The 11,034-nt window shown below is 74.2% G+C and carries 11 protein-coding genes and 1 pseudogene; 4 read left to right on the plus strand and 8 right to left on the minus strand.

The features are described 5' to 3' along the window. Positions 1–42 precede the first annotated feature (42 nt). The 8 genes from AE652_RS17410 to AE652_RS17445 all read right to left on the minus strand — a co-directional run bounded on the left by AE652_RS17410 (position 43) and on the right by AE652_RS17445 (position 7,826). Entirely contained in the window at positions 43–1,623 is a 1,581-nt protein-coding gene (locus AE652_RS17410; RefSeq protein WP_082345794.1) for a long-chain fatty acid--CoA ligase, read from the minus strand. Between the two features lie 23 nt (positions 1,624–1,646). Further along, positions 1,647–2,588 (minus strand): alpha/beta fold hydrolase, encoded by a 942-nt coding sequence (locus tag AE652_RS17415; RefSeq protein WP_049652419.1) that lies wholly within the window; start codon positions 2,586–2,588, stop codon positions 1,647–1,649. Beyond that, positions 2,585–3,544, minus strand: coding sequence for a 3-oxoacyl-ACP synthase III family protein (locus AE652_RS17420; RefSeq protein ID WP_049652421.1), 960 nt, complete (start codon positions 3,542–3,544; stop codon positions 2,585–2,587). Before AE652_RS17420 ends, AE652_RS17415 begins: the two co-directional genes overlap by 4 nt. Next, positions 3,541–4,353 (minus strand): enoyl-ACP reductase FabI, encoded by an 813-nt coding sequence (fabI, locus tag AE652_RS17425; RefSeq protein ID WP_181970377.1) that lies wholly within the window; start codon positions 4,351–4,353, stop codon positions 3,541–3,543. The genes AE652_RS17420 and fabI overlap by 4 nt, the downstream gene beginning before the upstream one ends. Then, a complete protein-coding gene (locus tag AE652_RS17430) occupies positions 4,353–5,603 on the minus strand; it encodes a beta-ketoacyl synthase (protein ID WP_049652424.1) in 1,251 nt (416 codons plus the stop codon). The genes fabI and AE652_RS17430 overlap by 1 nt, the downstream gene beginning before the upstream one ends. Continuing rightward, complete coding sequence (locus tag AE652_RS17435; protein ID WP_049652425.1) at positions 5,600–5,854, minus strand: acyl carrier protein; 255 nt, start codon at positions 5,852–5,854, stop codon at positions 5,600–5,602. Before AE652_RS17435 ends, AE652_RS17430 begins: the two co-directional genes overlap by 4 nt. A gap of 85 nt (positions 5,855–5,939) precedes the next feature. Continuing rightward, positions 5,940–7,058: a radical SAM protein gene (locus AE652_RS17440; protein ID WP_049652427.1), complete on the minus strand. Its 1,119-nt coding sequence runs from the start codon at positions 7,056–7,058 to the stop codon at positions 5,940–5,942. Positions 7,059–7,106: 48 nt separating this feature from the next. Next, on the minus strand, positions 7,107–7,826 hold the full coding sequence (locus AE652_RS17445) for a Phenylacetic acid catabolic protein (RefSeq protein ID WP_181970378.1): 720 nt from the start codon (positions 7,824–7,826) through the stop codon (positions 7,107–7,109). Positions 7,827–8,224: 398 nt separating this feature from the next. On the opposite strand from AE652_RS17445, the gene AE652_RS17450 reads away from it, so the two are divergent. The 4 genes and pseudogenes from AE652_RS17450 to AE652_RS17460 all read left to right on the plus strand — a co-directional run. Then, a complete protein-coding gene (locus AE652_RS17450; protein WP_049652428.1) occupies positions 8,225–8,683 on the plus strand; it encodes a PaaI family thioesterase in 459 nt (152 codons plus the stop codon). A gap of 178 nt (positions 8,684–8,861) precedes the next feature. Next, positions 8,862–9,029: a hypothetical protein gene (locus AE652_RS47385; RefSeq protein WP_181970379.1), complete on the plus strand. Its 168-nt coding sequence runs from the start codon at positions 8,862–8,864 to the stop codon at positions 9,027–9,029. Positions 9,030–9,238: 209 nt separating this feature from the next. Then, complete coding sequence (locus AE652_RS17455; RefSeq protein WP_049652429.1) at positions 9,239–10,504, plus strand: MFS transporter; 1,266 nt, start codon at positions 9,239–9,241, stop codon at positions 10,502–10,504. 192 nt (positions 10,505–10,696) lie between these two features. Next, a pseudogene (locus AE652_RS17460) lies at positions 10,697–11,034 on the plus strand (hypothetical protein); the annotation flags it as partial.

An 11,034-nucleotide genomic window follows, 5' to 3' on the forward strand; every position in this document is an offset into this window, starting at 1 on the left:
CCGCTCGGCTCCGGCGGGCCCGATCAGCCGGGGCGGGCCCGCTCAGCTCCCGGGCCGGCCCGGCTCGGCGGCGGGCACCACGACCTCGCGCTTGAGGATCTTGCCGGTCGGCCCCTTGGGCAGCGCGTCGACCGTCCAGACCAGCCGCGGGTACTTGTACGGGGCCACCCGCTCCCGGACGAAGCCGCGGATCTCCTCCGGGGTCGCCGCGGCGCCCTCGCGCAGCACCACGGCGGCGGCCACCTCCTGGCCGTGGGTGGGGTGGGGGACGCCGATCACCGTGGCCTCGGCCACCGCCGGGTGCTCGTACAGCACGTCCTCCACCTCCCTCGGGTAGACGTTGAAGCCGCCGCGGATGATGACGTCCTTGCGGCGGTCGACGATCCGGAAGTCGCCCCGCTCGTCGCGGGTGCCGAGGTCCCCGGTGTGCAGCCAGCCGTCCCGGACGGTCCGCGCGGTGGTGTCCGGGCGGCCCCAGTAGCCCTTCATCACGTTGTGGCCCCGGATCACCACCTCCCCGACCGTGCCGTCCGGCACCTCCCGGCCGGACTCGTCGACGATCCGCATCCGCACCCCCTCGACCGGGATGCCGATGGTGCCCGCGGTCCGCTCCCGGTCGCTGCGATTGGCGCAGGCCAGCGGCGAGGACTCGGACAGCCCGTAGCCCTCCAGCACCACGCAGTCGAAGTCGGTCTCGAAGCCGCGCAGCACCTCCGGCGGCATCGGCGCGCCGCCGCCCAGGCACACCCGCAGCGAGGAGACGTCGTGCCCGGCGCGTCGGGGGTGGGTCAGCATCAGGGTGTACATGGTCGGGACGCCGAGGAAGACGCTCACCCGGTCGCGCTGGATCACCGCGAGGGCGGCCAGCGGGTCGAAGCGCCGCACCAGGGTCAGGCAGGCCCCGACGGCCACCGCGCAGTTGAGGCCGATCACCTGGCCGAAGGAGTGGAACAGCGGCAGCCCGCCGAAGATCACGTCCCGTTCGACCAGGCCCAGCACCTGGACCCCGGCCCGCACGTTGCACACGATGTTGCGGTGGGTCAGCTCGGCGCCCTTGGGCGCCCCGGTGGTGCCGGAGGTGTAGAGGATGACCGCGGTGTCCTCTCCCCCGCGGCCCCCGGCGGCGGTCGGCGGGTGGGCCGGCTGCTCCGCGAGCGCCGCCGCCAGGGCGGCCGGCTCGACGGCGACCAGCCGGGTGCCGGTGCGCCGCGCGCCCTCGGCCGCCTCCTCGTCGCCCGTGTGCCAGGCGAGCAGCACGGCGGGCCGGGCGTCGCCGAGGCAGTGCTCGATCTCCCGGGCCTTCAGCAGCGGGTTCATCGGGACGACCACCGCCCCGGCGCGCAGGATGCCGTAGTACAGCACCGCGAACTCCGGCACGTTGGGCAGCAGGACGGCCACCCGGTCGCCGGGCGCGACGCCGAGCGCGGCCAGCCAGTGCGCGGCCCGGGCGCTGCGCGCCTCCAGGTCGGCGAAGCTCAGCACCTCCTCGTCGAGCCGCAGGACGGGGTGGGCCGGGCAGCGCGCGGCGGTCGCGGTGAGCAGGTCGGGGGTGCCGTGCGGAAGGCCGGGGGCGCCGGGCGGCAGGTCGGCGCTGCGGTCGGACGGGGCGGGGGCGACGGACATGCGGGCACTCCTCGGTCTGGTCCCTATACGGTCGGGCGGACGCCGCCGTGCGGAGCCGTGTCCGCCCCGGCTTCGGCAGGCGCGGCACCGCCCGCGGCCTCGGCGGCGGCGAGCATCCACGGGGCGATCCGCTCCACCAGCCCCCGGTTGTGCCGGATCCAGCGGAAGTGGTCCAACGCCCGGCCGTCCGCCTGCTCGGCGGTGTAGCTCCAGCGCTCCACCCGGGCCGAGGGCAGCTTGGCGCACAGGTGGTCGACGGCCCGCGGCGGGGCGAGCTCGTCGCCCTGCACGTCCACCGCCAGCACCGGCAGGTCGACCCGGGCCAGCGCCCGTTCGTAGTCGGTGACCGCGCCGCGCACCCGGTAGCGGCCGGTGCGCATCTGCCGCGCCCAGTCCCGCATCAGCCGGGGCGACTCCCGGCCGCCGAAGCCGAAGCGCTCGCCCGGCCAGTGGCCGACCACGGCCGAGGCGACGATCGAGAACTGGCTCAGCGCCAGCCGCCGCAGGCCCGCCCGTACGCCGAAGGTCCGGTACCAGGCCGATCCGCTGGCCACCAGCACCGCGCCGGCCAGCCGGGGCCGGAACACCCCGCAGTGCACCAGGCCCAGTTGCCCGCCCAGGCTGTGCCCGAGCAGCAGGCGCGGCGCGCCCGGGAAGGCCCCGGCCACCGCGTCGAGCACCGCCCCGAAGTCCTGTTCCACCAGCTCGCGGAAGCCGAAGGCGACCCCGTGCCGGGGCACCGGCCGGCTCTCGCCGTGGCCGCGCAGGTCGCAGATGGCCACGCTGAGGCCGGCCGCGTGCAGGGCGCGGACCAGCGGGGTGTAGTGCCGGGCGGCCGTCCCCATCGCCGGCAGGACGACCACCACCGGGGCGGCCGGCTCCGGCCGGGCCAGCGCCCGGACGGTGATCCGGGCCCCGTCCGGCGCGGCGATCTCGGCGATCACGGGGAACCGGGGGGTCTTCACGCCGCCGCCTCCCCGCCGGCGCCGGGCCGCCAGCCGATCACCCCGGCGCCCCAGGTGATGCCCGCGCCGAACGCGGCCAGGCCGAGCAGCTTCGGGCCGTCCAGCAGGCCCTCCTCGCGGGCGTGGGTCAGGCCCAGCGGGATCGAGGCCGCCGAGGTGTTGGCGACCCGGTGGACGTTCAGGTAGAGCCGCTCCGGGGGCAGCCCGACCTCCTTGCCGACCGCGCGCACGATCCGGGCGTTGGCCTGGTGGGCCACGAACAGGTCGAGGTCCTCGCAGGTCAGGCCGCGCCGGGTGAGCACCTCCCGGGTGGCCTCCGACATCTTCTCCACCGCGTGGTCGAACACCTCCCGGCCGTCCATCCGCAGCTTGCGGTCGTCCCGGTCGGCGTAGAGCAGCGGGATCTGCTCGCCGTCGCTGCCGAGCGAGAAGCACGGGTCGGGGGCGCCGGGCACGTCGGCGACCACCGCGGCGCCGGCGCCGTCGGCGAGCAGCACCGCGGTGCCGCGGTCCTCGTGGTCGGTGATCCGGGTCAGCGCGTCGGCGCCGCAGACCAGCACCGCCCCGGCCCGGCCGGTCTCGATCAGCGCGGCGGCGTGGTCCAGGCCATAGACGAACCCGGCGCAGGCCGCGTGCAGGTCGAAGGCGGTGGCCTGCGGCATGCCGAGCCGGGCGGCGACCTCCACCGACACCCCGGGGGTGACCCGGTCGGGGGTGATGGTGGCGACCACGACGTGCCGGATGCTCGCCGCGGTGCGCCCGGAGCTGCGCAGCGCCTGTTCGGCGGCGGCCACCACGAGGTCGGCGAGCCGGCCGTCCGGCGGGAGGAAGCGGCGCTCCTCGATGCCGGTCCGTTTGACGATCCACTCCGGGGAGGCGCCGATCCGCTCGAAGTAGGCGTTGGGGACGACGCGTTCGGGCAGGGCGGCGCCCACCCCGACGATGGCGGGCGTCATGCCGCGCCTCCTTCCGCGAAGGCCGGTCCGGTGCCCATCCGGACGGCGTGCATCCCGCCGTCGGCGTGCAGGATCTCCCCGCTGACGGTGGCGGCGAGGTCGGAGAGCAGGAACAGCACCGGTCCGACCACCACGGCGGGGTCGGTGCGGTCCCAGCCGAGCGGGGCCTCGGCCTGCCAGCGGTCGGCGATCCGGTCGAAGGTGCTGATCGCCTGCCCGGCGACGGTCTCCACCGGGCCGGCCGCCACCAGGTTGACCCGGATGCCGGACGGGCCGAGGTACATCGCCAGGTACCGGCAGACCGCGCCGAGCGCCGCCTTGCTGACGCCCATCCAGTCGTAGCCGGCCCAGGCGCCGCTGGCGTCGAAGTCCAGTCCGACGACGCTGCCGCGCCGCCCGTCCGCGCTGAGCAGCGGGGCGAGCGCGGTGGCCAGCGAGTGCAGGGAGACGGCGGCGGTGCGCAGCGCGAGGCCGGCGGCCTCCGGCGGGGTGGTGAGGAAGTTGCCGCTCAGCGCCGTCTGCTGGGCGGCGGCGACGGCGTGCAGCACGCCGTCGACCCCGCCCCAGCGCTGCTCCAGCTCCTTGGCCAGCCGGGCGAAGTCCTCGGGCCGGGTGACGTCCAGTTCCAGCACCTCGGCGGGGCGGGGCAGGACGTCCGCGGCCAGTTCGGTGATCCGCCGGGCCCGGCCGAAGCCGGTGAGCAGGACCTCGGCGCCCGCTTCCTGGAGCGCCCTGGCGGTGTGCCAGGCGATGGAGTCCTCGTTGAGCACCCCGGTGATCAGATAGCGGCGTCCGTGGAAGCCGAGCATCACTCCTGGCCTTTCGTCGTACCGGTCGTACCGGGTGCGTCGGCCGCCGCCAGCACCAGGGCCGCGTTGTGTCCGCCGAACCCGAAGGAGGTGGAGAGCCCGGCCCGCCGGCCGCCGGGCAGGGCGGGGGCGGCGAGCGGGGTGGCGTGGCGGATCAGGTTCAGCGGGCCGAGCTTCTCGTCGGGCTCGCGCAGCCCGACGGTGGGCGGGGCGGTGGCGTGGCGCAGCGCCTGCAGGGTGGCGATGGCCTCCACGGCGCCGGCCGCGCCGAAGAGGTGGCCGGTGCAGGACTTGGTGGAGGAGAGCGGGACGGCGTCCAGGGCCGGTCCGAGCGCCAGGCGCAGCGCCTCGCACTCGGAGCTGTCGTTGAGGACGGTCCCGGTGCCGTGGGCGTTGAGGTAGCCGAGCTGCCCGGGGGCGACGCCGGCCGCTTCGAGCGCCAGGGTGACGGCGCGGGCCGCGGGCCCGCCGGTCGGGTCCGGGGCGGTCAGGTGGTGGGCGTCGCAGGTGGAGCCGTACCCGAGCACCTCGCCGAGCACGGCGGCGCCGCGGGCGGCGGCCCCGGCCTCGGTCTCCAGGACCAGGATTCCGGCGCCCTCCCCGATCAGCAGGCCGTCCCGGTCGCGGTCGAAGGGCACCGAGCGGCCGCTCTCGGAGAGCGCCCCGGCGGTGCGGAAGGCGGCCCGCACCAGCTCGGAGGTGGAGGCCTCGGCGCCGCCGACCACCACGGCGTCGGCGGCTCCGGCGGCGAGCAGCAGCAGGGCGGTGCCGATCGCCTGGGTGGCGCTGCTGCACGCCGAGGCCAGGCAGAGCGCCTCGCCCCGCAGGCCGTGGCGCTGGGCGATCTGCGAGGCCGCGGCGTTGGCCATCATGGCGGGCACCATGAGCGGGGAGACGAACTCCCCGCCCTGCTGCCGGAGCACCTCGGCCTGGGTCTCGAAGCTCGCCGTCCCGCCGAGCGCGCAGCCCACCACGCAGGCGACCCGCTCGGCGGGGTAGGGCGGCGGGCCGTCCGTCCATCCCGCCTGGGCCAGGGCCTCGGCGGCGGCCACGAGCGCGAGCTGGGTGAAGCGGTCGGTGCGGCGGATCTGCTGGCGCGACAGGTGGTCGGCGGGCCGGAAGTCCCGGCACAGCCCGAGCCCGTCGGCGAGCCCGCTCTCGCCGGCCACCGCCCGCCGGTGCAGCTCGTCGGCGCCCACGCCCAGCGGGGTCACCGCGCCCAGGCCCGTGACGACGGCCCGGGGCCTCACTCCAGCCCGGCCTTCCGGCGGCACAGGTCGAGCACCTCGCCGACGGTGTACAGCTGGTCGAAGTCCTTGGGCTTCACCGGGATGCCCAGCTGCTTGCGGATGGACTGGCTGAGCTCGACCATGTCGAGCGAGTCGATCTCCAGCTCGTCCAGGGCGGCGTCGTCGACGATGCCCTCGCGTTCGACGCCGAGGTCGACGAGGGCGTCGACGACGAAGTTCTCGATGGCGGTGCGGTCCAGTGTGTCGGGCATGGCTCTCCTCGTCCGCGCGGGGCGGCGGTGGCGGTGCGGGGGACGTACGGGCGGTGCCGTACGGGCGGCGGGCAGGGGGGCGGGCTCAGAGCGCCGGGCCGGCCTTGGTGGCGTGGTACGGGGACCAGTGCCACTGCTGCCAGTAGCTCTCGGCGATGTCCAGCCACTGCTCCAGCCGGGCGGCGTCGTCCAGGAAGCGGTTGGCGCTGACCACCAGCCAGCTGTAGACGGCCTGGCTGTCCCGGCAGCCGCCGCAGTCGCCGGAGGTGCAGCAGAACTGGAGCGACTCGTAGTCGGCGCCCCAGACGTTGAAGCCGGGGATGACCGGGTTGCCGTTGGCGACGCGGTCCTCGTGCTCGGGGGCGTCGACGCTGAGGCTCGGGCAGACGTCGTAGCCGAACCGGCCGCCCCAATGCGTCCGGCCGGTGACCAGGGTCCGGATGAAGTACGGGTGGCTCACCACCGCCTGCGGGTACAGGTCCTTGACCCGCTGCGCCTCGTCCAGCACCCGCTGCTCGTTGGCGATCTTCAGCGGGGTCTCGGTGCCGTGCTCGCTGTAGAAGTTGAAGGTGACGATGTTGCCGTTCTCGGCGATCTTCCGCACGGTGGGCTCGATGTGCTCGACCCCGGCCTCGGAGAGCGCGTAGATGAACAGCACCCGCTGGTCGTCGCGGTAGTGCTTGAGCGCGGTGTCGAACAGGCCGGTGAACTTGGAGCCGTTGACCCGGATCGCGCGCAGGTCGTCGTCGAGCGGGCCGCCGCCGAAGATGCTGACCGCGATGGCGATCTTCTCGAAACCCTGCTTGGGCATCGGGCGCAGGCCGTTGGTGGAGATGGTGATGTACGGCAGCTGTTCGACGAAGGCCTCGACCCGGCGCGGGACGAGGGTGGGCTCGCCGCCGATCAGGGTGGCCTGGTTGACGCCGTCGTCCGCCAGCTTGCGGGCGAAGGCCCGGATCCGGTCCAGGTCGGACAGCTCCTTGACGGCCGTGTCGAAGCCGCCCTCGAAGTACCAGCAGCCCTTGCAGCGGATGTTGCAGGTGTTGGTGAGGTGGACCTCGCAGGAGCGGACCTCGCGCCCGAGCCGGCGCAGCCGGTGCAGGCGTTCGGCCAGGTCGGGCCGGTCGGCGATGAGTTCGGCGGTGCGCGCCTTGGCCTCGCGTCGGCTCAGCGGGCGTTGTTCGATGGTGACGGGTGTTGCCATGGCGATGGGCTCCTCGGGAGTGGCGGGATCGGCGTGCTGCTGTTCCCGCTACTCCGGGAGGCGCAGACCCAGGTTCTTGATGCGCGGGGTGACCTTCTCCCGCCACAGGTCGCAGGCCTCGCCGTTGGTGGTCTGCCGCAGGCCGAAGCGGACGGCCAGCCTGGCGCGCTCGGAGCGCGGGCTGCCGAAGATCCGGATGAACGTCGGCCACAGCCGGTCCAGGGCCTGCTGGAGCTGCTCGCGGCCGTCGTCGGTGGCGGCGAGGTTGCGGCACACCCGGGCGCCGTGGGCGATGTGCACCTTCTCGTCGAGGATGATCGTGCGCACCGCGTCGGCCCAGGGCCGGTAGCTGCTCTGCGCGAACTCGGAGATCATCACCATCGCGGTCTCCTCGCCGATGTAGGAGAAGATCCCGCGCTCGGCCCAGGTGGTGCAGGTGTGGAACTCCTGGGCGCGGAACAGGTTCCGATCGGCCAGGGTCTGCTTCTCCATGTAGGTGGTGTCCACGCCGACCTCCGCGAGGACCCGCTTGCCGATCTTGTAGTGGTCGTACTCCTCGGCGGCGCGCTCGGCGCAGACCTGCCGCTCCTCCGCGTCGGGGGCCAGCGGCAGGAAGACCTGCACGTAGTCGTCGCCGCCGGAGAGCTCCCCCTCGGTGTTGACCACCATGCCGCGGATGGCGATCTCCCGGTACTCCTCCGGCATCGCCAGGAACTCGTCGGGAGTACGGACCACCACCGCCTCGTCGTCCAGAATGGAAATACCCATGGCGCAACACCCCGTCTCTGAAGCAGGACTCTGAAGCAGGACATGGTCGGGCATGAACGGGTGGGGGCCCGTTTTCCACCGAGGCCCCTGACGACCACAAGGAAAATGACGCCGCCCCCCAGCGGCCGGCGGAGTTCCGCATCGGCTCCGCTGAACTTCCTCGGAGAGTAGGTGCTGCATTTTGGGCCGAACAAGGTCCCTTACGAATCGTGCCGAGCGGATTCGGCCACCGGACGGCACCGGAGCGGCCGGTTCCGGCCGCCACGACACCGCCAGGACATGCGCAATTATCATGGCCGCAACGGATCTTGGCGGTTGACCACGGCAAACGAAGCTGGCCGGAAGCGGGCCTGGACCGCCCCGGGCGCACCACCGGGCAGACGGTTACGCTGAGCCCCATGACCACCGACTCGAACACGGCGGTCGCCACCGTCGACGTCCTCCTGGGCCCCGATCAGCTCAATGACCTGATCACCGACCAGTTCCCCGACTACGCCGCCTGCCGGGTGACCGGGGTGGACGGCCGGACCCTCACCATGGCCGTGGACGGCGACCGGCTGCGCACCCGCCCGGGCGGCACCGTCTCGGGCCCGGAGCAGGCCGGCCTGTGCGACCTGGCCGCGTTCCTCCTGATCAACGCCCGGCTCGGGCCCACCCTGATGGCGCTGACCAGTTCGCTGCAGATCAGCTTCCTCAACCGGCCGCGGCCCGGAGCGCTGCGCGTGCACGCCAGGACGGCCAAGTTCGGGCGCCGGCTGTGCGTGGTGCTGGCCGAACTGCTGGACGCCGACGACGTCCTGGTGGCCAGCGCCACGCTGACCTACGCGATCCCGCCGGCCCGCCCCGAGACGGCCTGACGGCCCCCTCCCCTCCGCTCTCCGCACCACGGCCCCCTCCCCTCCGCTCTCCGCGCCACGGCTTCGCCCCGCCGCCGCTCCGACCCCGGCGGCCGGACGAATCCGACCTCACGAATACGGGGTGGGGTATATTGGCGGCATGGCTCCGCCCCTGGGAGCCCGGAGAACGGAGCACGACATGTGCCGACGAGTCGCCTGCCGCACCTGCGGGAAGCCGGGCTTCGCCGGGTGCGGAATGCACGTGGAGCAGGTCCTGGCCGGGGTGCCGAAGTCCGCCCGGTGCGACTGCGCCGAGCAGGGCCGCAAGGGCAAGGGCTGGCTCGGCAGGCTGTTCGGCCGCAGCTGATCCCACCCCGCGCCCGCCCCCACCCACATCCCACGCCTGTCCGTACGCCAACAACTGGCCAGCGTGGCGTAAAAGGTGACAGTAAGTCGGCCGAGTTCACGATCTTTCGGACAGGAGACGATCTCGGTATTGATCTACGGACCGGTCACCTCTAGGTTGCGGTGCAATGTCACACTGAGCCGCCCTACGGCGTCCCCGGGGGGAATACCGTGCCGGACACCGCACTGGATGCACCGCAACTCGCCACGACCAAGCTGCCCCGGCCCTTCTACCGGCTGGCCGCGGGCGATGCCCTGAACACCTACGGCAGCCAGCTCGACCTCGTCGCGCTGAGTCTGTTCGCCTACGAGGCCTCCGGGAACGCGCTCGGCACGGCCGGGTACCTCGTCCTGCGACTGTCCGGCGGCCTCGCCGGCGGGCTGGTCGCCGGACGGCTGGTGGCCCGGCTGGACCGCCGGCGGCTGATGACGGGCTGCGCCCTGGCCCAGGCGCTGGCGCTGGTCGTCGTCGCCCTCGTCCCGGCCTCGCTGCGCATCCCCGTCCTCTACCCGCTCGCCGTGGTCCTCGGCGGCGCCGCCGCCGTGGCCGCCGTCGCCCTGCGGACCAGCATCCCCGAGATGGTCGGCGCCGAACGCCGCGCCCGCGCCAACAGCCTGATGGCGAGCTGCCGTTCCACCGCGATGGTGCTCGGCTTCGCCTCCGCGGGCGTGGTGGTGGCCTGGGCCGGATTCCGGGCCGCGCTGCTCATCGACGCGACCAGCTTCGTCCTGTTCGGGGCACTGGTGGTCCGGCTGCCGCTGCCCACCCGGGCCGCGAAGGCGGAGGAGCCCGCGGCCCCGCCGGAGGACCCCGCCCCGACAACCGGCAAGCGCCGCCCCCGGTGGCAGGCCCTGGTCGTCCTGCGGGCCGCCCCCGTGGTGGGCGCCATGGCGGGGATCCGGCTGCTGGACGCCTTCGGCTCCTCCGCCCACAACATCAGCCTGCCGGTCTTCGCCAACCAGTCGTCGCCCGACAACCCGGCCGCCCTGCTCGGCACCTTCTGGGCCACCTGGGCGATCGGCAACCTCGGCGCCCAGCAGCTGGTCTCCCGGTTCATGCTGCGCCGGGGCATCGAGCCCGGCGAGCGCGGCTTCGCGCTGGGCACCTGTCTGATGTCCGCCTGCTTCATCCTGGTCTTCACCGACCTGCCGACCCCGCTCTTCCTGCTGGTCGCGATCGGCGCCGGCCTCGGCGACGGCTTCACCGAGATCTCCTACACCACCCGGATCCAGGCCCTCGCCGACGAGCGGCGCGGCGAGGCCTTCGGCATCCTCACCTCCGCCGAGAACGTCGGCATGGGCACCGGGATGCTGCTGAGCGGCTCGCTGCTCGCGGTGCTCAGCCCGCTCACCGTGGTCGGCGTCTCACACGCCGTCCCGATCGTGCTGGCGCTCGCCTTCCTGGTGATGGTCGCCCGCGCCCGCCGCCGCCGCTGAGCAGACGGCACACCTCCACCCGCCACCGCACACCACCGCACGTCCGCGGACACCTCCGCGCACCCGCGTACCCGCACACCTCCGCACACCCGGCGCCCCCGCGCCGTACGCGCCACTCACCTCCGCTCCCCCTCCCTGACCCGGGGCGGCCCACACCCGCGCCCCGGCACCGATCCGAAAGGTGCCGAAATCATGAGTCCCACCGGTCCCGACCACGGCCGGCTGCGCACCCTGGAAGCCCGGCTGCTGCTACGCCCCGAGATCGCCGACTGCGCGCTGCTGCCCGTCGAGCACGAGAACGGCCGCCCCGGCCTGCTGGCCTACCTGGTCCCCGCCGTCGACGGCGATCCCGAGGCCCTGCGCCGCCGGGCCGCCGCGGCGCTGCTGGACGCCGACCCGAGCGCCGAAGTACACCTCCTGGACGGCATCGTCCGCACCCCCGAGGGCGAACCGGACGCCGCCGCGCTGGCCGCGGCGCTCACCCGGCCGCCCACCGCACCCGGCCCCGCCCTGCGCCACCTGCGCGAACT

It is taken from the genome of Kitasatospora sp. MY 5-36 (assembly GCF_001182915.1).
GTDB lineage: Bacteria > Actinomycetota > Actinomycetes > Streptomycetales > Streptomycetaceae > Kitasatospora.

Bases quoted from the DNA above. Each gene is read 5' to 3' on its own strand.
- AE652_RS17410 (WP_082345794.1), bottom strand. From the start codon at position 1,623: ATGTCCGTCGCCCCCGCCCCGTCCGACCGCAGCGCCGACCTGCCGCCC.
- AE652_RS17420 (WP_049652421.1), bottom strand. From the start codon at position 3,544: ATGACGCCCGCCATCGTCGGGGTGGGCGCCGCCCTGCCCGAACGCGTC.
- fabI (WP_181970377.1), bottom strand. From the start codon at position 4,353: ATGCTCGGCTTCCACGGACGCCGCTATCTGATCACCGGGGTGCTCAAC.
- AE652_RS17435 (WP_049652425.1), bottom strand. From the start codon at position 5,854: ATGCCCGACACACTGGACCGCACCGCCATCGAGAACTTCGTCGTCGAC.
- AE652_RS17440 (WP_049652427.1), bottom strand. From the start codon at position 7,058: ATGGCAACACCCGTCACCATCGAACAACGCCCGCTGAGCCGACGCGAG.
- AE652_RS17445 (WP_181970378.1), bottom strand. From the start codon at position 7,826: ATGGGTATTTCCATTCTGGACGACGAGGCGGTGGTGGTCCGTACTCCC.
- AE652_RS17450 (WP_049652428.1), top strand. From the start codon at position 8,225: ATGACCACCGACTCGAACACGGCGGTCGCCACCGTCGACGTCCTCCTG.
- AE652_RS47385 (WP_181970379.1), top strand. From the start codon at position 8,862: ATGTGCCGACGAGTCGCCTGCCGCACCTGCGGGAAGCCGGGCTTCGCC.